The sequence below is a fragment of the Roseibium sp. Sym1 genome, assembly GCF_027359675.1.
Taxonomy (GTDB): domain Bacteria; phylum Pseudomonadota; class Alphaproteobacteria; order Rhizobiales; family Stappiaceae; genus Roseibium.
This window is the reverse complement of record NZ_CP114786.1, coordinates 2,488,563-2,508,710: the sequence shown is the minus strand read 5'-3', so window position 1 is coordinate 2,508,710 and position 20,148 is coordinate 2,488,563. Positions and strand designations below refer to the sequence as shown.

Sequence of the window (20,148 nt, the reverse complement as noted above, 5' to 3'; positions counted from 1 at the left end):
TCCAATCTATTTTGTGATCACATTCCCGTTTCGGGGCATGTGTCTCAACTTTCCGCAGGCTTTCAAATGACCAAACCGCTCGTCCTGGTGACCGCCGACGTGAAATCCTTCGAGGGCTATAACTGGCACGCCGCCACCTCGACCTACCTGCAGGCCGTTCTCAAGGGCTCTGACGCAATCCCCATGATCCTGCCCTCGCTCGGGGCCGACCTGGACCTGGACGCCGCACTCGACCAGGTGGACGGAGTGCTCGCGACCGGCTCCCGTTCCAACGTCAATCCGGAACTCTATGGCGAGGTGCCGACGGAAGAAAACGGCCCCTACGACCCTGCCCGCGACTCGACAACATTGCCGTTGCTCAAGCGCGCCGTGGAGCGCGGTATTCCGGTATTTGCGATCTGCCGCGGCATGCAGGAGCTGAATGTCGCCCTTGGCGGAACCCTTCATACGGAAATCCAGGCGATGACCGGTCGCCAGGATCACCGGGCACCCACTTCTGACGCGCAGGACGAACGCTTCCGCATTGCCCATCCAGTGGAAGTGACCACCGGCGGCTGCCTTGCTGCGGTCCTCGGCGAAGAGCCGTTCGAGGTCAATTCCCTGCACCGGCAAGCCGTCGGCGACCCGGGCAACGGCCTCGTGACGGAAGCCGTCGCCGAAGACGGCACGATCGAAGCGGCCTCGGTCCGCGACAGCGCGGGCTACGTGCTCGCCACCCAGTGGCACCCCGAATACTGGGTGACCACGGACGGCCCGTCAAAGAAGCTGTTCGAAGCGTTCGGCGACGCCGTGCGCGCCTATCGGGTCAAGCGGCTTGGTCTTTGAACCCGCCGCGTGACGGCAAGCCCGGTCATCCCCAGCCGACCGTCGCGATCAGAAGCGTCAGGCCCAGCAGGAACACCACCGCCGCCCCGACGATCTCGATGCTCCGATGGATCCGGACGGCCGTCGGGCTGCCTTCGCCGAACAGTCTGACGGCAAGGTCCTTGGCACCGACCGCGAGACCGGCCAGCAGCGACACCGTTATGCCGGTTCCCACCGCCATGGCGAGCGTGGAGGCGATTCCGGCAGCGATCATGCCCTGGGACAGCGCGAACACCAGCACGACCAGCGCACCGGTACAGGGTCGCAGACCGACGGCCAGGATGATGGATGCGGCGCGGGCGATGGTGATCCGGCCCGTCAGCATGTCGGGTGTCGGCGCATGGGCGTGGCCACAGGTCGAACAGACCCCGTCGGGTCCGATTTCGTGATCGTGATGATGCCCGTGGTGATGGTGCCCATGGTGATGGTGCATGTGATCGTGGTGATGAGGGTGCCCGTGACCGGCGCCGGCCAGGGCCAGCTCATTTTCCGCTGAACGGGCAAGCAGGCCTGCGGCAAGCGGGCGAACTGCCTTCTGCCAGAGCAGCCAGCCGCCAAGGCCTGTGATCAGCACGTAGGAGCCGATCTCGAACCAGCGCGCCGTGTCCTGGATGGCGATGCTGGTCAGGTTGAACACGACCGCCAGCCCGCCCACCAGCACGATGGCCGTCAGCGCCTGTGCGAAGGCAGACGCGAAGGACAGGACAATGCCCTTGCGCAGCGTCTCGTTGTTCGCGACCACGTAGGAGGTGATGATTGCCTTGCCGTGACCCGGCCCGGCCGCATGGAAAATGCCATAGGCAAAGGACAGGCCCATCAGCAGCCAGGCGGCATTCGGATTGTTCCGGAATGTCCTGAGACTGGCAACAAGCGCCTGGTAGAATTCCTTTTGCTTGACGGCGATCGTACCGAAGATCCCGTCCAGGAAACCGGTCCGGACCGCCGGAGGGGCCGCCCCGTCGATGACGGCCACGTCCTGTTGCACGGCGGCTGTTACCTCCTCCGCCCGTTTCTGTTCAGCCGCTGAAGGACCGGCAGCCTCCGGGTCGGATGTCGCGGCCGCGATCGCCTCGGCGGCCGTTGCCGGCGGCACTGTGCCCGCAGGTGCCGCGGCCGCATCACCACACGTCACGATCATCTGGTTGATCTGGGACGAGGCCGCCGATTGCAACTCCGGCGGCAGGTCGCGCTGGTCGGCACCGATTTGCGCCAGGGCATAGGCCGTCGCATCGTCGAGGGGCGGCGGCTCCCGCCGGGTGACCTGGCAGGCGGACGGTGCGTTCACCGTGCCAACGGCCTCTTCCTCCGCGCCGAAACGGAAATCGACATAGTAGGTCGGGTCATAGACATCGAGCGTGATCGGATGAGCCGCGTCGCTGGCATCCTTGAGCGGCAGCGTGAAATGCAACTCGAGCAGGTCGACATCCTCGGGCATCGAGCCGCCGTTCATCTCGATGTCTTCCTGCATGGCCTCGAAGTCTTCCGGCTTCATCGCCCAGTAGTTTTCGAGCGGAACGTTCGCCACTTCGAGCCAGTAATCCGTCGGCGCCTTGAAATCGAGCTCGATACGCGTGTTGTCGCCAAAGGTGAAATAGCCGAAATCGGCCATGCTCTCGATATTGACCTTTGCCAGCTCGCTCAGTTCCTCGCGCGAGTAGATCCCGTCATTGTTTTTGTCGAAGCCCTGGATCGCAAAGGCTGTGAAGGCATCGTCAAAGCGGAAGATATGGCGAACGGCAACGGCCTCGCCGGCGTCGTCGAAGACCAGCTTGGACCGCGCCTCCACGAAAACATGAGGATGAGCCGAAAGTCCGGTCAGGGTGCCCAGGACAAGCAACAGGCCCATGAACAGCCGGCCGCCCATTTTCAGGCAGGTCCTGCACGCACGGGCAATGAGGAACCGTAAGATCATCATTCACCAGGTATCAGATGTAACATGTTTACATGGCACGCTCCGCTTCCCTTGGCCAGAGAAGACGGCAGGAAGATGACAGGATGGTTTCGCAACGCAAAACCGCAAGGAAATGATTTTCGTGATATTTGGCTAATTGAGGAACATACAAACCGCTCAGAGGTCGGAATTTAGGAGATTAAAGACAAAATTCCCTGATTCAGGCGTAAAATATTCATAACAATAACCAAACTGCCGAGCCAGCCATGAACGCCATGCACACAACCGTCTACCACAGCGCGGTATTCGATCATCCGGAACTGAACGGCCACGAGGATGTGGTTTTCGTCCAGGACACGGCCACCGGTCTGCGCGCAATCATCGCCATACACGACACCACGCTCGGACCTGCCCTCGGCGGCTGCCGCGTCTGGCCCTACGAGAAGCCGGCGGACGCACTGACCGACGCCCTGCGCCTGTCCCGCGGCATGACCTACAAGAACGCCCTGGCCGGGCTCGATCTCGGTGGCGGCAAGGCGGTGATCATCGCCGATCCGCGCAAGGACAAGACGCCGGCCCTGATGGAAGCCTTCGGACGCCACGTGGACCGCCTGGCCGGCACCTATATCACCGCGGAGGATGTCGGCGTATCACCGGACGACATGGAAGCGGTTGCCCGCCAAACGGATCATGTGCGCGGCACAAGGGCCACCGGTCTCGGCGATCCGTCTCCCTATACCGCGCTCGGCGTCTTTGAAGGCATCAAGGCATCGGCCAGGCATGTTTTCGGCAACAGCGACCTTTCCGGCAAGACCGTGTCGGTCCAGGGGCTCGGCCATGTCGGCTACGACGTTGCCAGCCAGTTGCACGAGGCCGGCGCCAGGCTGATCGTCTCTGACATTCACGCCCCTGCCGTCCTGAAGGCCATCGAGGTCTTTGGCGCCACGGCCGTCGACCCGGGCGAAGCCCACATGGTCGACGCGGACATCTTCGTGCCTTGCGCACTTGGAGCGGGCCTCAACGCCCGGACCATTCCGCACATCCAGGCGAAGATTGTTGCCGGTGCCGCCAACAACCAGCTCGAAACCCCGGCGGACGGCGAAGCCCTGCGCAAGCGCGGCATTCTTTACGCGCCGGACTATGCCATCAATGCGGGCGGCGTGATCTCGATCGCGCTGGCCACGCCGAGCGGCGGGGACAATCTGGTTCGGCAGAAGACCTTTGCCATCGGCGACACCCTGGCTGCCATCTTCAAACGCGCAGCCGACGAGGGGACCACTCCGGAAAGGGTGGCCGACACCATGGCCGAGGAACGGCTCGCCAAGGCGAAAGCCGCCTGAAACAAAAAATCGCGCGCAGAAAGGAAAACGGCGGTCAACCCGCCGTTTTTTGTGCAACCTCGCACCATCATTCCGAACGGTCTGCAGCCCAGCCGCTTGGCCAGATCCGGAATGACCCGACGAGAGTTGGCCAACTGCCTCGAACCGAGGTCGCCTGCCGTTTTTTGATCGATGGATAAGCTCTGGGCTGTCGTGACAACAGCCTAGGACAACAGCCGCTCGTTCGCGGACTTGAACATCTGCTGCACAAGGAGCTTCGCGTCTTCCACCGCTGTTTCGCCCATTTCGGCGTAACAGGCAGTCACACCCTCATGCAGCAGATAGAGCTTCGAGGCAAACTGCTCCTGACCGCTGAGCTCGCCGAAGAAACGCAGCAGCTCGCCCTTGTGACGCTTCACCATGGATTCGATTTCGCCGCTGTCGGGATTGGCCGCGAGCGCCTGGCGGAACAGGCACTCCTTGCCTTCGGTCATGCGCATCCAGCCGCCCAGCTTGTCAAACAATTGCTCGGCCGCCGCCAGTCCCGGTTCGCTGACCCCTTCGCGCACATATTCCATATAGCGGCGGTGCCGATGTTCGAGCGCTCCCAGAACCATCGCTTCACGCGATGGGAAATGGCGGTAGAGAGTCCGCATGCTGACGCCGACACCGGCCCGCAGTTCAGGTACACTCGGCTCCGCGAAACCCCTGTTCCAGAACACCTGTTCCAGGCGCGCGGCAATATGCTGTTGGGCGTCATTCATGACTCGAGAGTGGTTGGTATACATCACATTTTCAAGTCAAACTTATCCGGAACCTTAATCCACGTAGTTTTACGTAATTACCCATGGCGGAAATTCTATCTGCAGGTCACACATAGAAAGAATTTCCGCAGCTTTTCAGGGAAACACGGCCCGTCGCAGACAGCGTTTCAACCATCCGAAATCACTTGTCCTTTCAGGTGCAGCTCTTGCTCTGCGAGTACCATTCAACCAGAAAATCGACGAACGCACGGACCTTGGCGCTCAGGTGACGCCGATGTGGATAGACCGCATGGATTCCGCGCAGCGGCTCCTCATACTCTTCCAGAAGCGTGACCAGCCGGCCGGCGGCAATGTCCTCGGAAACAAAAAACAGCGGCGTTCTGAGAAAGCCCAGGTCACAGAGGGCGGCCTCCCGGGCCGCGGCCGCGCTGTTCACCTCAAGCGGCCCCTTGACCGCCACCGACTGCCGGACGCCATTTTCGTAGAAAGCCCAGTTCTGCTTGTAGCGGTAATTGGTGTCGATGATGCAGGGGCGCGACGCCAGATCGGCAGGCACCTTGGGAGCACCGTATTTCTCGATCGCCGCGGCGCTCGCGCACACCACCGTGCGGAAGGGGGCGATCTTGCGCGCGATCAGGCTGGAGTCGTCCAGCTGGGTCACCCGCACCGCCAGGTCGAAGCCTTCTTCCACCAGATCCACGAACCGGTCTTCGAGCCGCAAGTCGAGCGTGATCTCCGGATAGCGGACCAGGAACTGCATCATGGCCTTGTTGAGCATGTCGTCACCCATCGACCTGGGCGCCGACACGCGCAGACGGCCACGGACTTCCTGATGCGACGACTGAACGGAGGCCTGAAGGTCATCGATCCGCTGAAGGATCTCCAGGGCTTCCTTGTAATAGGCTTCACCGACCTCGGTCAGCGACACCTGCCGGGTCGTCCGGTTCAGCAGCCGGACCCCCAGTTCGTCTTCCAGTTCGCCCACATATTTGGATACCAGTGCCTTGGACCTGCCCATTTCCCGGGCTGCCGCGGAAAATCCGTTCGAATCGACAACTTGAATGAAGCAGCGCATCCGCGTGATCGCATCCATCCGGCATCCTTCCCGTGGGCAAGTAACAGGCGAGTTGCTTAGCGTATTTTCCGCACAAGCGTCAAAGCTCTTGGCACAGGTCCGGTTTCAGTCCGTCCTCGGCCCGCGGCGGCGGCCGAGACGGCCGACACCGATCAGGAGACGCATCGTCAGCAGCCCGGCCAGGGCGCCGACACCGGCAGTCACGAAACCGGTCGCCGTCACGGGCACGGCAGGTTCGTAGTCTTCGGCGGTTGCCTGTGCCAGCTGCGGGTCGAAGCCGCGCGCGAAAATCATCAGCCGTTGAACCGGCCCCGCCGTCTCCAGCTCGGCCTGCTGCTGCTTCAGCCGGCTCAGGCGGATTTCCGCATTGAGCATGCTGGTGCCGCGTGCCCTTATGAAAGGGTCCTCGGATTCCTTCTGGCGGGCAATTGCTTCGGCGGTGGTCAGCCCGTGCGCGGCCGCATCCCGGTTGAAATCCGCCAGGATCTCCTGCAGCGCGTCGATCGCACCGCCGAGTCTTTGCCTGTATTGCTGTGAGAATTCCGGCAGCTGCGACGTCGCCGTGCCGCTCACCAGCATCACAATCAGCATCAGGACCCGCGCCATCCCAACCTTCCCCGTCAGTCGCTAAGACTTATGATCCCCGCTTCGGCGGTCTCCGTGCCGAAAACGAGCCGCTCCCCTTTCGCGTCCCAGTCCATGGTCGACACCGGACCCTGACCCGGGCGCCTGAGCAGGACTTCCGCATTGTCTTCGAACCGGCACATCAGGATCATGCCGTCCTGATAGCCGACGGCAACGACATCCTCCTTCGGATGACAGGCCACCGCCGACACCAGATTGTCGCCCCTTGCCCCAAGTTGCAGCGGCGCCTGACCCATCGGCCCGGTCTTGCCGGAAAAAGGCCAGAGGATTGCGGCATTCGCGCCGGAAGTTGCCAGGTATTTGCCTTTCGCTGACCAGCTGAACGACTTCACCTTGGCCGGATAGCCGGTCATGCGCATGTCCTGCGTGTCGGACAGGCGCCATCCGTGCAATGCATTTTCCTGCATGGCCGTGACGAGATACTTGCCGTCCGGGGAAAAACTGATCCCCAGATGCGCGCCCTTCCAGCTGAACTCGACCGGGTCCCCGTCGGTGCCCGCCCACCAGAGCGTCGCTCCGTCGTAACGGGACACGGCAAGACGCATGCCCTTGGGCGCGAAGGCAAGGCCGCCGACCGCACGCTCATGCGCGAATTCCTTTTCGCGGCCGTCGCCGAGACGGACCCAGGCGGTGCGCCCGCTGGCAAAGGCGACCGCGCCGGACGGTCCGGCCGCGATCAGGTCGATCCACTTGCGCGCACGCTCGGCAACGAGCCCGCCCGACCCGTCGGGCGCGGTGGCATAGATGCAGCCGTCGTCTCCGGAGGTGATCAGGCAGGACTTGTCCAGCGCCGGCTCTGCGGCCAGCAGCCCGCCCTTGTGGGGAGCATGTTTCGTTTCGCCCACCCCGGAAAACAGGATCTCCCCTTCGCCGGAAGCGAACCAGGCGCAGTCTTTCAAGAAGCCGGCACGAACGACAAAGCCGTCCAGCTCAACAGGTGCGATTGTCGGCACGGCGGTCGATCCCTATTGCGCGGCACAAGCCTGGAAACTGTCTTTGAGCACGTCCCAGTTGAGATCGCGGCCGATGAAGACGAGGCGGCTTTCGCGCGGCTCATCCTCTTTCCAGTCGCGCTGGTGATCGCCTTCGACGATCATGTGCACACCCTGGATCACGTAGCGCTGCGGATCGTCCTTGAAGGCCAGGATCCCCTTCATGCGCAGGATGTTCGGCCCCTGCACCTGGGTAACCTGGTTGATCCAGGGAAAGAACATGTTCGGGTCGAGGTCACCGGCCTTCAGCGAAATGCTCTTCACCGAATGCGGGTCGTCATCATGATGATGGTGCCCGTGATCATGGTGGTGCCCGTGATCATGACTGTGGTCGTGTCCATGCTCATGATCGTGATGATGATGATCATGGTCGCAGTCCGGGCCGCATTCGTGCTCGTGGTGGCCATGTTCGAGGAAATGCGGATCGAGCGACAGGATCCGGTCGAGATCGAAGGCGCCGCGATCGAGCACCTTGGCGATGTCGACGCCGCAGCGTTCGCTGTGATGCAGCACGGCATAGGGGTTGATCGCCTTGATCCGCGCCTCGACGGCTGCGAGTTCTTCCGCGCTGACGAGATCCGTCTTGTTGATCAGGATCACATCGGCAAAGGCGACCTGGTCCTCGGCCTCTTCGGTGTCTTCGAGGCGTTGCAGCACATGGCGCGCATCGACAACGGCGACAACCGCATCCAGCTTGGCCGATGCCCGGACATCGTCGTCCATGAAGAACGTCTGGGCCACCGGCGCCGGGTCGGCAACGCCCGTGGTCTCCACGATGATGGCGTCAAAGGCGTTCTTGCGCTTCATCAGGTTCTGCACCGTGCGGATCAGGTCGCCGCGCACGGTGCAACAGATGCAGCCGTTGTTCATCTCGAAGATTTCCTCGTCGGATTCGACGAGCAGGTCGTTGTCGATGCCGACCTCGCCGAATTCATTGACGATCACCGCGTAGCGCTGCCCGTGGTTCTCGGTCAGGATCCGGTTGAGAAGAGTGGTTTTTCCGGCGCCGAGATAACCCGTCAACACGGTGACGGGGATCTGGGCCGGAGCGTCCTGGGTCGCGGTCATTGCGCAGCTTTCTGGCATGAGAGTGGTCTGACGGCCTGTCCCGCAGGCCTCCTGGGCGCGAATATAAGCACATCCAACGGCCAATGGGAGAGCCGGGGACAAATTTCCCCTCTTCCGGCGCCACCGTACCTTTTGAGGGCCGAAACACCTTTCCAAGGGCTTCGAACAGGTCTTAACGTCTATCCGCAAAGACCAACAGGCGCGGGAGGCCCATCATGCTTCAGACAATTGCCGGATTTGACCGCATAGGCGAGGAAAACGCGTTTGCCGTGCTGGCACGGGCCACGGAGCTGGCGCAACAGGGCCGCGACATCATCAATCTCGGCATCGGCCAGCCGGATTTCAAGACACCCGGGCACATCGTAGAAGCGGCGGTCAAGGCACTCAGGGACGGCCATCACGGATATACACCGGCGACCGGCATTGCGCCGCTCAGGGAAGCCGTCAGCGCGGATCTCCTGAAACGGCACGGTGCGGAGACCGATCCGGGCAACGTCCTGATCGTGCCCGGTGGCAAGGTGACCATGTTCATGGCCATCCTGATGTTCGGCGAACCGGGGACCGACATTCTCTATCCGGATCCGGGCTTTCCGATCTACCGTTCGATGATCGAATTCACCGGCGCCCGCCCGGTGCCCGTGCCGATCCGGGAAGAAAACGACTTTGCCTTTTCGGCTGAGGAAACACTGTCCCTGATAACCGGGCGCACGCGGCTTCTGATCCTGAACTCGCCGGCCAACCCGACCGGTGGCGTGACACCCCGCGCCGAGATCGAAAAACTGGTCCGCGGCCTCGAACACCATCCCCAAGTCGCGGTCCTGTCGGACGAAATCTATTCGCAGATGACCTATGACGGCATGGAACACGTGTCGCTGCTGACATTCGACTCTCTGCGCGACCGCCTGATCCTGCTGGACGGATGGTCGAAGACTTACGCCATGACGGGCTGGCGCCTCGGCTTTGCCGTCTGGCCGGACGCCCTGATCGACAAGGCGCGGAAACTCGCCGTGAATGCCTGGTCCTGCGTCAACGCGCCCGCCCAGTATGCTGCCCTTGCCGCCCTGACCGGCCCGCAAACGGCCGTCACCGAGATGGTTCGGGAATTCGATGACCGGCGCAAGGTCATCGTCGCGGGTCTGAATGCGATCGACGGAATGAGCTGCCGGACGCCCCTCGGGGCATTTTATGCGTTCCCGAACATCAAGAACACCGGCTGGAAATCCAAGGAACTCGCGTCAAGCCTGCTTGAACACGCGGGTGTCGCAACGATCGGCGGACCCGACTTCGGGATCCTCGGCGAAGGTTACATCAGGTTGTCCTACGCTAACTCGACCGGGAATATCCAAAAAGCACTGGGACGGATCGGGGAATTTCTTTCCCGGAAATCAAAGAGCTAACTTCGGCAAACATTACCTTTACGCACAACAGGAATTCGTGACTATCATCAAGTCAACCCGGAACACTTCCGCAACGTATCCCTTTTATTAAACTTTTATCGTCTTGAATACGGACAAGCCTGACCATGGGCGCGATGACGAGGACCGATATGGCTGAAAGCATCATACTGGATCTGGAGCGGTCGTTCGGAAGTTTGAACGAATGCGTGCTGATCACGAATGCGGAACGGACCATTGTCTTCGTCAACGATGCCATGGTCGATCTCCTGCGCGAGAGCAAGGACAAGCTGGTCGGTTCGACAACCGAGCGCTTTTTCGCGGACGCGTCGCAATTCGCGGCAATGGGTGAACTCTACAAGACGCCGTCTGATCAGCGGCACCGAAAATCCTACGAACTTGAACTGGTGCGTGGCGACGGCTCCAGGACAATTGCGGAAGTTGTCAGTGCTCCGTTGTTCGACAGCAAGCACAGCCTGGAAGGCCTTCTTTTCATCGCCCGCGACCAGTCCGAACGCAAGGCGCTGGAAAGCAAGCTCAGCGACATCGCGCTCACGCTGGAAGACGCCCTGGATGCGATCACCGAGGGGTTCGCGATCTATGACAGTGAAGACCGCCTGATCATCTGCAACGACCAGTATCGCGAGATCTATGCACATTCGGCGCCGGCGATTTTCCCGGGCAACCGGTTCGAGGACATCCTGCGGTTCGGCCTCAACAGGAACCAGTATGACACGGGCAATCTCAGCAATGATGAATGGCTCGAGGAGCGCATGGCCCGCCATCTGGCTGCAGACGGATCCGTCGTGGAGCAGAACCTCGGCGACGGCCGCTGGCTGCGCGTTTCGGAAACGCGGACCACCAGCGGCGGCATCGCCGGCATCCGGGCCGACATCACCGAGCTGAAAAAGGCCCGGGCCCAAGCGGAAAACGCCTATCGCAACCTGTCCCTGATGGCCGACAACATCACCGCGAGCGTCACCGAGGTGGATGTGGACGGCAACTGTGTCTTCGTCAACAAGACCGGGTGCGAATGGTTTGCCGAAAAGCCGGAAACCCTGATCGGCACCCGCCTGCGCGACCGGCTGCCCTGGAAGGAACGCGAACAGGTGCGCGCCGCCTTCGACCAGGCCCTGAGAGGCGAGAAGGTGTCCGCGGAGGTCAGCTTTCACTTTCCGGACGGCGTTCATCGCGAATGCCTGATGAGCTGCAATCCCCGCGTCGCCGAAGACGGCACGGTGGAGGGCATCGTTGTGCTGATCTCCGACATCACCGATCGCAAGAAGACCGAACGCACGCTGGCCGAGCTTTATGCAATCACCTCCACGCGCGAACTCAGCCATGATGACAAGATCGCCGAAATCCTGCGCCTGGGGACGGAGCATTTCGACCTGCCATTCGGCATCATCAGCCACGTCATCGACGATCACTACACCATCACCCATGCGCACAGCCCCGGCGAAGAATTCGTGCCCGGCACCTCCTTCCCGCTGGAAAACACCTACTGCAGGCTGACGCTGGACGCCGATGGCCCGCTGGCGACCGCGAAAGCCGGCGAATCCGAATTTGCCAGGCATCCCTGCTACGAGATCTTCGCTCTCGAGACCTATATCGGCGCGCCGCTCCTGGTGGACGGCGTGGTTCATGGAACGATCAACTTCACGTCGCCCGATACGCGTAAACGCCCGTTCTCTCCGGCGGACATTCAGATCGTGCGCCAGTTCGCGGACTGGGTCGGCCATGAAATTGCCCGCCAGCGCGACCATCAGGCCCTGATGGATGCCAAGATCAACCTGGAGCGTGTGGCCAGCATTGACGACCTCACCCAGATCCTGAACCGCCGCGCCTTTCTGGAACGCGCCAATACGGAAATCCAGCGCTTCCGCCGGACGAAGCAGCCTTTCACCGCGGTCATGATGGACATCGACAAGTTCAAGCAGATCAACGACCTGCATGGCCACGCCGCCGGTGATGAAATCCTCAAACTGTTCGCGAACGTCGTTGGCGGCGCCCTGCGCGCCGTTGATGTGTTCGGGCGTGTCGGCGGCGAGGAATTCTGCATGATCCTGCACAACACCAGCATGGAAGATGCCATGCTGGTCTGCGAACGGCTGCGGGTCAGGATCATGGAGGAGTGCCAGCTGGATCGCGTCGAGCAGACGGTCACCTGCAGCCTGGGTCTGGCCGCGGCGGCCCGCGAGGATGTCGAATTCTCGACCCTCATGCAAAAGGCGGACACGGCGCTCTACGAGGCCAAGTCCACCGGCCGCAACAAGTGCGTCGCCTATGTGGGGGAGCCTGAGAAGGTTTCGGTTTTTTAGACGGACGCACCGCGTCTGCCCACCCGGTTGCCCGGCCACGCCGGAACCGCCGGCAGGAAGTATGGCGCCAACCTGAAATCCGGGCCTTCAAGGCACGACCGCCATAGCCACACGTGACGGATCAGGTGGTCTTTGCCGTGATAAGGGCCTATGTGGTCCGGCATTTCCGACGCATTCCGAAAAGACATCCCGCCGCAAACCGGACACCCGAACGGCCTTCCGCACAAGCCTGCGCGGCACCCGTGTCGCCTGACAGCATTTTGGTGCCGTTCTTTTGACGCACACGGCCCGACATGCAACAGTACGGTGAAGCGGGCGGAGTGGTTTATAAATCAGAAACTGAAACAAAATTATTACGACCCCTTCGCCGGATCACCTCTACGGCTCGACTTGTCATTTCTTGCCTATACAATTCAGGGAGGGACATTTGTTCAAGAAAATACTCATTCCTATTGACCTAAGTCATGCGGATAAACTGGAAAAAGCTGTTTCCACGGGCGCATACCTGGCAAAACAGGACAATCTTCCTGTGGTCTTCACGGCCGTGACGACGGCTGCCCCGGGACCTCTGGCGCACACCCCTGACGAATTCAGGAAAAAGCTGGACGCGTTTGCCGCCGAGCAAGGCACGAAACACGAAGTTCAGGCTTCCGGCCATGCCGTGTTTACCCATGATCCGACGATCGACCTCGATGAAGGCCTCCTGCAGGCCGTTCATGAAACCGGTGCGGATCTTGTGGTCATGCAAACGCATATTCCCAACATCGCGGATCATCTCTGGCCCTCCAATGGCGGACGCCTCGCAAGTCATGCGGATGTCTCCGTCTTCCTCGTCAGATAAGTGAATCCCGAACCACAAGGAACGCGCCCATGAGCGACAGCACAGGCAACCAGGGCATCCCGGATCCTGAAGGGGATGCCAATATCATCGACACCGATTACGAAATCGGCCAGGACAATATCGAGACAAGCGTCGGCCCCTTCAACCTCGACATCCACAACCCGGTCTTTCTGGTCTCCGGACTGACCATCGTCGCCTTCGTTTTCCTGACCCTCGCCTTCCAGACCGAGGTCGGACCACTCTTCGACGCCTTGCGCAAATGGCTGACGTCCAATCTGGACTGGTTCTTCATCATTTCGGGCAACGTTTTCGTGCTTGTCTGCCTGGTGCTGATCGTCACGCCGCTTGGCGGTGTCCGCATAGGCGGCAAGGACGCGGATCCGGACTACACCTATTTCGGCTGGTTCGCGATGCTGTTCGCGGCCGGCATGGGCATCGGCCTGATGTTCTTCGGCGTTCTGGAACCCGTCTATCACATGGCCTTTTCCGAACCGCTCGGTGTGGCCAAACCCTTCGATGCTGACGGCAACCTGATCCCTGAAAATGTCGCTGCGGCGAAAGCCATGGGCATGGCGGCCACGATCTTCCACTGGGGACTGCATCCCTGGGCGATCTATGCCGTCGTTGCGCTGGCACTGGCCCTGTTCTCGTTCAACAAGGGACTGCCGCTGACCATGCGGTCGGTGTTCTATCCGATTTTCGGAGAGCGCACCTGGGGCTGGCCGGGTCACATCATCGACATCCTCGCGGTGTTCGCCACCCTGTTCGGTCTTGCGACCTCGCTCGGCTTCGGTGCCCAGCAGGCCAATGCCGGGCTCGACTTCGTGTTCGGCATACCGGTCAGCGACACCGCCCAGGTGATCCTGATCATCGGCATCACCACGGTCGCACTGGTCTCGGTGCTGCGCGGTCTCGATGGCGGCGTCAAGGTCCTGTCCGAAATCAACATGCTGATTGCGGCCCTGCTCCTGGTGTTCGTGATCGCCGCCGGGCCGACGGCCACGCTGGTGTCCGATTTCTTCGCCAACCTGGTAGCCTATGGCAAGGATGTCATTCCGCTGTCCATGCCGTTTGGCCGGGACGACGACGGCTTCCGGCAGGGCTGGACATCGTTCTACTGGGCCTGGTGGATTTCCTGGTCGCCGTTTGTCGGCATGTTCATCGCCCGGGTCAGCCGGGGCCGGACCGTGCGTGAATTCGTGGTCTGCGTCCTGATCATCCCGACCATTGTCTCGGTTGTCTGGATGACGGCCTTCGGCGGCACCGCGGTCGAGCAGGTTCTGACCAGCGGTGCCGACAGCAAGGTCCACGAATACGTCATCGCCAGCTACAGCCCGGAACTGTCGCTGTTCGGCATGCTTGCCGACCTGCCGATGGCCTCGATCACCTCGTTCATCGGCATCGTCCTGGTGATCGTGTTCTTCGTCACCTCGTCCGACTCCGGTTCGCTGGTTATCGACACGATAACGGCGGGTGGCAAGGTCGACGCACCGGTGTCACAGCGCGTGTTCTGGTGCACCTTCGAGGGGCTTGTGGCCATTGCCCTGCTCCTCGGCGGCGGGCTCGGGGCGTTGCAGGCCATGGCCGTCTCGACGGGCTTCCCGTTCACGATCGTGCTGCTCCTGTCCTGCTATGCCATCTTCAAGGGCCTCATGGACGAGCCCCGCTAGCACAGGGCACATTGACAAACACAACGGGCGGCCACTGGCCGCCCGTTTTCATGTCCGGAACCTGATGCACTTATTCGGTCAGTTTCGGTGCCAGCCGAACCCCGGGCGGCGGCGAACTTTCGCGGATCCGCAATTCTGGTTCGATCACGATCGGGGTATTGGGCACACGATCACCCGCAATCTGCCGCAACAGGGTCAGGGCCGCCAGGCGGCCGATCTTGTCCGGTTGCGCGGAAACAGTGGTCAGGGCGGGGGTCCGCGCATCCGCACCGTCGACATCGTCATAGCCGGTGATGGCGATATCCGGCCCGGGTTCGATACCAGCACGCCGGAAGGTGGTCATCAGTCCAAGCGCAACCAGGTCGTTGAAGGCAACGATCGCCGTCGGCCTGTTCGGAGCTTCCAGGATCTTGGGAACCGCGGCCCGGCCGTCTGCCTGTGTCATCAGTTCCGGAAGGTCGAGCTGCTTGTCCGGATCCAGTCCGGCCTCTTCAAGCGCCATGCGCCAACCCGCGTTGCGGTAGCGGCCGGTCGAGCTGCCGCGCCGGCCGCCGACCATGGCAATGTCCTTGTGCCCCTGCCGGATCAGGTGGCGGGTGACCTGGTAGACACCGCTCTGGTCGTCGCCGCGCACGCACGGCGCCCACACGCCCGGGACTTCGCGCGCCACCAGCGTGACCGGGATGCCCTGATCCACTAGGCGGTTGATTTCTTCCGCGGTGGTGCCGACCGAGGGACACAGGATCAACCCGTCCGCCCGATGCTGCAGCAGTGTGTTCACGAAGGCGCGCTGGCGCTTGACGTCGTCCCTGTGGTTGCTGATGAAGATCATCTGGCCCTGCTCCTCCAGAACGTCTTCGAGCGCGGAGAAGACTTCGGCGAAATAGGGGTTCAGGATGTCATGAACGGCAACGCCGACGATCTGGCTGCGCGCCGTGCGCAGCGACGCCGCGGAGCGATTGTAGATATAGCCGATTTCCTGGGCTGTCTGCTTGACCTTTTCCCTGGTTTCCTCGGCAACAAGCGGACTGTCCCTGAGCGCCAGCGACACCGTGGCGGTCGAAATGCCGAGCTGGTCGGCAATATGTCCAAGAGTGAGCCGCTTGCCTGGTTTTTGCGGGAGGTCCGGCGGAGGGGGCTTGGATCCGTTGTCTTCAGACATTCATTTTTCTCGGTGACCGCGGCAGCGATGGGAGCAACCGTTATATCTCCCGGCCACCGCGGTAAACAGGTTTTTCTGAATTTCCTGCGTTTCCTCTGAAAACCTCACCGGCCCGGCGCGGAATCATCGAATTCTTCGCGCAGGTTGACGACGACCCGCCGGTTCTGGGACTGGCAGGTCAGCTCGTCGCAGTCGGTGACCGGCCGTTCCACGCCGTATCCCTTGACCCACAGGCGTTTCTGGTTGACCCCAAGCTTGACGAGTTCGGCCATGACCGCGTTCCCGCGCTGCGTGGACAGGGTTTTCTGGGCCGCCTCGCTGCCTGGGTCGTCGGCATGTCCCTGGATCTTGACCAGCCACTTCTTGTTGCGCTTCAGCCAGCGCGCCTGGTTTTCGATCGTGATCCTGGCTTCGTCGGTGACAACGGCAGAGCCCTTCTCGAAATAGATCCGGCGGCCGACATTGATGATGAACTCTTCCTCGGAGCCGGGCGAGATATTGCCGAAACCGGCTGCCGGCGCGTTGGTGACGTCCGGAGACGAGATGCTGGAACTGTTACAGCCGGCAAGCGCGAATCCGATGATGAGCGCGATCGCCGCACCCTGGCCAAACCGGCCAATCCAATTTTCCAAGGAAGCCCCCACGGTCCTTTGTTGTTTTTATGAATGCCGGCATCAGCCGGCATTCGCCCCAAGGTGCTCCAGCACCAGAACGCCGGTTCCTTTCGGACAGCGCTGATAGAGATCGATCACGTCCTCCGGAAACATCCGGATGCAACCGCTCGACACATCACGGCCGATGCTCCAGGGCTCCAGTGTCGAGTGCAGCCGGTAGCCGAGATCGCGGCCGTCACGATAGAGATAGAGCGCGCGCGGCCCGAGCGGATTGTTGGCCGCCCCGCCCTCCACCAGGCGCGGCAGGTCAGGCTGTCGCTTGAGCATCTCGGGTGGCGGCACCCAGCGCGGCCACATCGCCTTGCGATCGATACGTGCGCGTCCGAACCACTGGAACCCTTCCCGGCCCACACCCACACCATAGCGAAGCGCGGTGTTGTTTTCCCAGACCCAGTAGAGGAAGTGGTTGTTGGTATCGACCACCACGGTGCCCGGTGGCTCGTCGCTGAAATACTTGACCATCTGGCGGTGCCAGACCGGGTCGATGCGCTTGAAATTGGTCCTGCGGTATTGAAAGCCGCTGTCGGGCTGATAGCCATTGAAATAGGCATTTGCGGCGGCATTCGCCCGGGCTACATGCGGCATGGCAAGCGTGCCCGCAACGGCAGCAGCCCCTCCCAGAAATCCGCGTCGGTTCAGTTCCATGCCATACCCCCTTCAGACAGGCTGGTGACCCTTGCTGACCGGCATGTTGCCAACAGCAGACATTCTCTCAGGCATCCACCGGCGCGCGATGAACCGCCCTTGGCACAAGAATGACAGGCGGTATTAAGACGGAAAGACACCTGAGCCGTCAACCGCTTCGCAGGCAAGAACAGGTTGCCGGGGCAAGGTTATATGCCTTTCACCCGCTCCCGGTAGAGGATGTAGAGACCGGAAGCGACCACGATGGCGGCCCCCAGAAGGGTGGTGAATGTCGGCACATCCGCAAAGATGAAATAGCCGAGGGTGATCATCCAGACGATCTGGATATAGATGAACGGTGCCAGAACCGGGGCCGGCGCGATCCGGTGGGCCATGATGAACAGGAAATGCCCGCCCGCTCCGAAGACGCCGGTGGCAAGCAGAAGCAACCAGGTCCAGGCGTCCGGAGGCGTTTGCCACACCGTCAGCCCTGCCGGTGCCATGGCAACCGCTGCGACGATCCCGGAAATGATGAGGAGCCCCGCGGATCCGTCCGTCGCCGTCAGCATCCGGGTCAAGAGCGCATAGAGTGCGTAGAAGATCATGGCCGCGACGGAGTAGATCGCCGCCCAATGCATGCCGCCGAGCCCGGGCTGCGTCACGACCAGGACACCGATGAACCCGACAATGATCGCCGCCCAGCGCCGCGCGCCCGCCCATTCCCCGAGCATTGGCCCGGCAAGCGCGGTGATCACGAAGGGACCCGCGAACATGATGGCCATCGTTTCCGCCAGCTGCAGGTAGCGCACGGCCAGGAAGTTGCAGATGGTCGTGCCGAGAAGGCAGAAGGCCCGCACGATCTGCAGGACGGGCCGACGTGTTTTCAGGAGCGAAGGTTTCTTCCAGACCTGGAAAAGAACCAGCGACAGGAACACATGGCTGACGAAGCGCATCCAGACGATCTGCAGGGTCGGCAGGCTGGTCGACAGGTATTTCGCCGTGGCGTCCAGAACCGAGAAGCTGAGACAGGCCAGCACGATGAGACCGATGCCCGCGATCGGCGCGGCGCCGGACGCACCGTTGCCACCGGACTGTTTCTGACTGTCATGTGTCATGGGCGGTGAGCCTTGAAAGCAGATCATCCGCAGATGACGGAAATTCGGAACGGACCGTTCCGGAGGGAACCACCCGCTTGAGAAAATATCAGTCAGCCATTACCTGAAAGGAAAGACACACGGAAACCGGCATGCCTGTTGCGGATATCGATACCTGGCTGGGGCGCCTGTCCATCGAAGAAACTGACGGCGCACTCACCCGCATACAATGGAACGGCCCCCCAAGCCAAGACAAAACACCTTTGCTGGCGGAGGCCGTCAGGCAGATCGGGGCCTACATGTCGGGTGATTTGAAAACATTCGACCTGCCGCTTGCCCCCAGGGGCGGAGAGCTTCACCAGGCGGTGTTCAGGGCCATGCTGGCGATCCCGTATGGACAAACCAGGACGTATGGCGATCTGGCCAGGGAATTGGGCACCTATGGCCAGCCCATCGGCCAGGCTTGTGGTGCCAACCCGCTCCCGATCGTCATCCCGTGCCACCGGATCCTGTCGGCCAACGGGCTTGGCGGCTATTCCGGCGACGGCGGCACGGAGACCAAGATCGCGCTCCTGAAACTGGAAGGCGGGTATCCGTTCCTGGTCTGAAAAGCGACGGCAGCCTGGTCGCTTCAAGACCCGGAGCGAAACACGCGTCCGTGCGCCGGTGTTCAGGCCCGGCGCCTGACGAACCGTGAAGATTAGAAAATCAGGAACCCGATGAACATCATCACGCCGGCAAGCGCGCTCCAGGCCAGGAATTCCTGCCACCGGGTCCGTTGTGACCGGCTGGACCCCCAACCACGGACCGCTGGCGCCGAACGCAGGCCGAAACGCTGACGCCCGATCGAGCTGTCGGTCACATGCGCGAAACGGCGACGCAGTTCCGCTGCCCGGCGCTCACCCCGGTTTTCGTTGATCGTCTGCGTGCTCATTGCCATTTCCCGTGTCCTCCGCGTGTCTTCGGATCTTGCGGAGAGATGGTTTTGGCCGGATCCGAATTCAAATGAGCGATTTGTAATGTTCGAGATCAGACCGGGGCACGGTGCCTCACCGGATCAGGCAGCGGACAGTTCCTTGGCTTTCTTGCCGTCCTCGCCGGCCTTTTCATCACCGGCCTTTTCATCGCCGTCTGTGTCGAAATCGGCTTCGTGCTCGGGGTCAAGGTCAACCGCGATCGACAGGTTCTTTTCCACCTGACGCAGCAGCTTGCGCAGTTTCTTGCGGTCCTTGTCGTCGAGACCGGACATGGCTTCGCGCTCGAGCCGTTTCCAGGCCTTGTCCACCGACAGGACCAGCTCCCGTCCGGTGTCCGTCAGGTAGACACGGGCCAGACGCCCGTCGGAATCGGACACCTGGCGCCTGACATAGCCCTGGCTGGACAGCCGGGTGACCATCTTCGTGACGGTCGGCGGCTGAACGCCGAGGGCCAGCGCCAGCTGGCTCATGGTTCGGCCGTCTGAATCGGCGAGAACCTTCAAAACCAGTTCCTGCCCCGGATGCAGGCCGATCCGCATCAGGTGCGAACCGGAGCGGGCACGCTGCGCCTTCGCGGCCTGAACCAGCCGAAACGTTATGCTTTTCTTGTAGTTGAAAGCCATCAACACACCCCCGTCCTCAATCAATCCTATCACGTTCGTCTTCAACGCGCGGAACCCTAGCGGGAGTATTTAACCGACGAATGACAGTTGCCGCCTTCCCGCCGATTTTTCCGCAGGGGCGAGGACTTGGGTGTTTTTAGCCTGCTAACC

Annotated in this window: 19 protein-coding genes; 7 read left to right on the top strand and 12 right to left on the bottom strand. The window is 61.6% G+C overall.

The window, feature by feature from the left end; genetic code table 11:
* The first annotated feature begins 66 nt into the window (after positions 1-66).
* Complete coding sequence (locus O6760_RS11465) at positions 67-825, top strand: gamma-glutamyl-gamma-aminobutyrate hydrolase family protein (RefSeq protein ID WP_269585495.1); 759 nt, start codon at positions 67-69, stop codon at positions 823-825.
* A 25-nt stretch (positions 826-850) separates the two neighbouring features.
* Here O6760_RS11465 and O6760_RS11460 read toward each other — a convergent pair whose 3' ends face one another.
* Entirely contained in the window at positions 851-2,728 is a 1,878-nt protein-coding gene (locus O6760_RS11460) for a HoxN/HupN/NixA family nickel/cobalt transporter (RefSeq protein WP_442969923.1), read from the bottom strand.
* 293 nt (positions 2,729-3,021) lie between these two features.
* On the opposite strand from O6760_RS11460, the gene O6760_RS11455 reads away from it, so the two are divergent.
* A complete protein-coding gene (locus O6760_RS11455; protein ID WP_269585493.1) occupies positions 3,022-4,095 on the top strand; it encodes a Glu/Leu/Phe/Val dehydrogenase dimerization domain-containing protein in 1,074 nt (357 codons plus the stop codon).
* 203 nt (positions 4,096-4,298) lie between these two features.
* Here the strand turns inward: O6760_RS11455 and O6760_RS11450 are convergent, their stop codons facing one another.
* From O6760_RS11450 to O6760_RS11430, 5 genes are all read right to left on the bottom strand, one after another.
* The gene (locus O6760_RS11450; RefSeq protein ID WP_269585492.1) at positions 4,299-4,838 is read right to left on the bottom strand and encodes a TetR/AcrR family transcriptional regulator; all 540 of its coding nucleotides are present in this window, start codon (positions 4,836-4,838) and stop codon (positions 4,299-4,301) included.
* Positions 4,839-5,031: 193 nt separating this feature from the next.
* Complete coding sequence (locus O6760_RS11445; protein ID WP_269585491.1) at positions 5,032-5,931, bottom strand: LysR family transcriptional regulator; 900 nt, start codon at positions 5,929-5,931, stop codon at positions 5,032-5,034.
* An 87-nt stretch (positions 5,932-6,018) separates the two neighbouring features.
* Entirely contained in the window at positions 6,019-6,519 is a 501-nt protein-coding gene (locus O6760_RS11440) for a DUF2937 family protein (protein WP_269585490.1), read from the bottom strand.
* Positions 6,520-6,533: 14 nt separating this feature from the next.
* Positions 6,534-7,511, bottom strand: coding sequence for a WD40 repeat domain-containing protein (locus tag O6760_RS11435; protein WP_269585489.1), 978 nt, complete (start codon positions 7,509-7,511; stop codon positions 6,534-6,536).
* Positions 7,512-7,523: 12 nt separating this feature from the next.
* On the bottom strand, positions 7,524-8,618 hold the full coding sequence (locus O6760_RS11430) for a CobW family GTP-binding protein (protein ID WP_269585488.1): 1,095 nt from the start codon (positions 8,616-8,618) through the stop codon (positions 7,524-7,526).
* Between the two features lie 215 nt (positions 8,619-8,833).
* Between O6760_RS11430 and O6760_RS11425 the strand changes: the two genes are divergently transcribed.
* The 4 genes from O6760_RS11425 to O6760_RS11410 all read left to right on the top strand — a co-directional run bounded on the left by O6760_RS11425 (position 8,834) and on the right by O6760_RS11410 (position 14,844).
* Positions 8,834-10,015 carry a pyridoxal phosphate-dependent aminotransferase gene (locus tag O6760_RS11425; RefSeq protein WP_269585487.1) on the top strand — a complete coding sequence of 394 codons (1,182 nt, stop codon included), beginning with the start codon at positions 8,834-8,836 and terminating at the stop codon, positions 10,013-10,015.
* A gap of 149 nt (positions 10,016-10,164) precedes the next feature.
* Positions 10,165-12,333, top strand: coding sequence for a diguanylate cyclase (locus O6760_RS11420; RefSeq protein ID WP_269585486.1), 2,169 nt, complete (start codon positions 10,165-10,167; stop codon positions 12,331-12,333).
* 400 nt (positions 12,334-12,733) lie between these two features.
* Positions 12,734-13,174: a universal stress protein gene (locus O6760_RS11415; protein ID WP_332306221.1), complete on the top strand. Its 441-nt coding sequence runs from the start codon at positions 12,734-12,736 to the stop codon at positions 13,172-13,174.
* Between the two features lie 29 nt (positions 13,175-13,203).
* Positions 13,204-14,844, top strand: a complete 1,641-nt coding sequence (locus tag O6760_RS11410; RefSeq protein WP_269585484.1) for a BCCT family transporter — start codon at positions 13,204-13,206, stop codon at positions 14,842-14,844.
* A gap of 70 nt (positions 14,845-14,914) precedes the next feature.
* On the opposite strand, the gene O6760_RS11405 is transcribed toward O6760_RS11410, so the two are convergent.
* The 4 genes from O6760_RS11405 to O6760_RS11390 form a co-directional block, all read right to left on the bottom strand.
* Positions 14,915-16,006 carry a LacI family DNA-binding transcriptional regulator gene (locus tag O6760_RS11405; RefSeq protein WP_269585483.1) on the bottom strand — a complete coding sequence of 364 codons (1,092 nt, stop codon included), beginning with the start codon at positions 16,004-16,006 and terminating at the stop codon, positions 14,915-14,917.
* Positions 16,007-16,110: 104 nt separating this feature from the next.
* Entirely contained in the window at positions 16,111-16,638 is a 528-nt protein-coding gene (locus tag O6760_RS11400; RefSeq protein ID WP_269585482.1) for an OmpA family protein, read from the bottom strand.
* 42 nt (positions 16,639-16,680) lie between these two features.
* Positions 16,681-17,325, bottom strand: a complete 645-nt coding sequence (locus O6760_RS11395) for a L,D-transpeptidase (protein WP_269585481.1) — start codon at positions 17,323-17,325, stop codon at positions 16,681-16,683.
* Between the two features lie 188 nt (positions 17,326-17,513).
* Positions 17,514-18,419, bottom strand: coding sequence for a DMT family transporter (locus tag O6760_RS11390; RefSeq protein ID WP_269585480.1), 906 nt, complete (start codon positions 18,417-18,419; stop codon positions 17,514-17,516).
* 131 nt (positions 18,420-18,550) lie between these two features.
* Here O6760_RS11390 and O6760_RS11385 point away from each other — a divergent pair, with 131 nt between their 5' ends.
* Positions 18,551-19,006: a methylated-DNA--[protein]-cysteine S-methyltransferase gene (locus tag O6760_RS11385; protein WP_269585479.1), complete on the top strand. Its 456-nt coding sequence runs from the start codon at positions 18,551-18,553 to the stop codon at positions 19,004-19,006.
* A gap of 92 nt (positions 19,007-19,098) precedes the next feature.
* On the opposite strand, the gene O6760_RS11380 is transcribed toward O6760_RS11385, so the two are convergent.
* Together O6760_RS11380 and O6760_RS11375 are read right to left on the bottom strand one after the other, a co-directional pair.
* Entirely contained in the window at positions 19,099-19,332 is a 234-nt protein-coding gene (locus tag O6760_RS11380) for a hypothetical protein (protein WP_269585478.1), read from the bottom strand.
* Positions 19,333-19,455: 123 nt separating this feature from the next.
* Positions 19,456-19,998 carry a MarR family winged helix-turn-helix transcriptional regulator gene (locus O6760_RS11375; RefSeq protein ID WP_269585477.1) on the bottom strand — a complete coding sequence of 181 codons (543 nt, stop codon included), beginning with the start codon at positions 19,996-19,998 and terminating at the stop codon, positions 19,456-19,458.
* Positions 19,999-20,148 lie beyond the last annotated feature (150 nt).

What these genes read in the sequence shown, in the direction of transcription:
- O6760_RS11440 (WP_269585490.1), bottom strand. Translation starts at nt 6,519, where the DNA reads ATGGCGCGGGTCCTGATGCTGATTGTGATGCTGGTGAGCGGCACGGCG.
- O6760_RS11385 (WP_269585479.1), top strand. Translation starts at nt 18,551, where the DNA reads ATGCCTGTTGCGGATATCGATACCTGGCTGGGGCGCCTGTCCATCGAA.
- O6760_RS11445 (WP_269585491.1), bottom strand. Translation starts at nt 5,931, where the DNA reads ATGGATGCGATCACGCGGATGCGCTGCTTCATTCAAGTTGTCGATTCG.
- O6760_RS11390 (WP_269585480.1), bottom strand. Translation starts at nt 18,419, where the DNA reads ATGACACATGACAGTCAGAAACAGTCCGGTGGCAACGGTGCGTCCGGC.
- O6760_RS11465 (WP_269585495.1), top strand. Translation starts at nt 67, where the DNA reads ATGACCAAACCGCTCGTCCTGGTGACCGCCGACGTGAAATCCTTCGAG.
- O6760_RS11450 (WP_269585492.1), bottom strand. Translation starts at nt 4,838, where the DNA reads ATGAATGACGCCCAACAGCATATTGCCGCGCGCCTGGAACAGGTGTTC.
- O6760_RS11405 (WP_269585483.1), bottom strand. Translation starts at nt 16,006, where the DNA reads ATGTCTGAAGACAACGGATCCAAGCCCCCTCCGCCGGACCTCCCGCAA.
- O6760_RS11420 (WP_269585486.1), top strand. Translation starts at nt 10,165, where the DNA reads ATGGCTGAAAGCATCATACTGGATCTGGAGCGGTCGTTCGGAAGTTTG.
- O6760_RS11455 (WP_269585493.1), top strand. Translation starts at nt 3,022, where the DNA reads ATGAACGCCATGCACACAACCGTCTACCACAGCGCGGTATTCGATCAT.
- O6760_RS11395 (WP_269585481.1), bottom strand. Translation starts at nt 17,325, where the DNA reads ATGGAACTGAACCGACGCGGATTTCTGGGAGGGGCTGCTGCCGTTGCG.
- O6760_RS11425 (WP_269585487.1), top strand. Translation starts at nt 8,834, where the DNA reads ATGCTTCAGACAATTGCCGGATTTGACCGCATAGGCGAGGAAAACGCG.
- O6760_RS11380 (WP_269585478.1), bottom strand. Translation starts at nt 19,332, where the DNA reads ATGAGCACGCAGACGATCAACGAAAACCGGGGTGAGCGCCGGGCAGCG.
- O6760_RS11410 (WP_269585484.1), top strand. Translation starts at nt 13,204, where the DNA reads ATGAGCGACAGCACAGGCAACCAGGGCATCCCGGATCCTGAAGGGGAT.
- O6760_RS11375 (WP_269585477.1), bottom strand. Translation starts at nt 19,998, where the DNA reads ATGGCTTTCAACTACAAGAAAAGCATAACGTTTCGGCTGGTTCAGGCC.
- O6760_RS11430 (WP_269585488.1), bottom strand. Translation starts at nt 8,618, where the DNA reads ATGACCGCGACCCAGGACGCTCCGGCCCAGATCCCCGTCACCGTGTTG.
- O6760_RS11460 (WP_442969923.1), bottom strand. Translation starts at nt 2,728, where the DNA reads ATGGGCGGCCGGCTGTTCATGGGCCTGTTGCTTGTCCTGGGCACCCTG.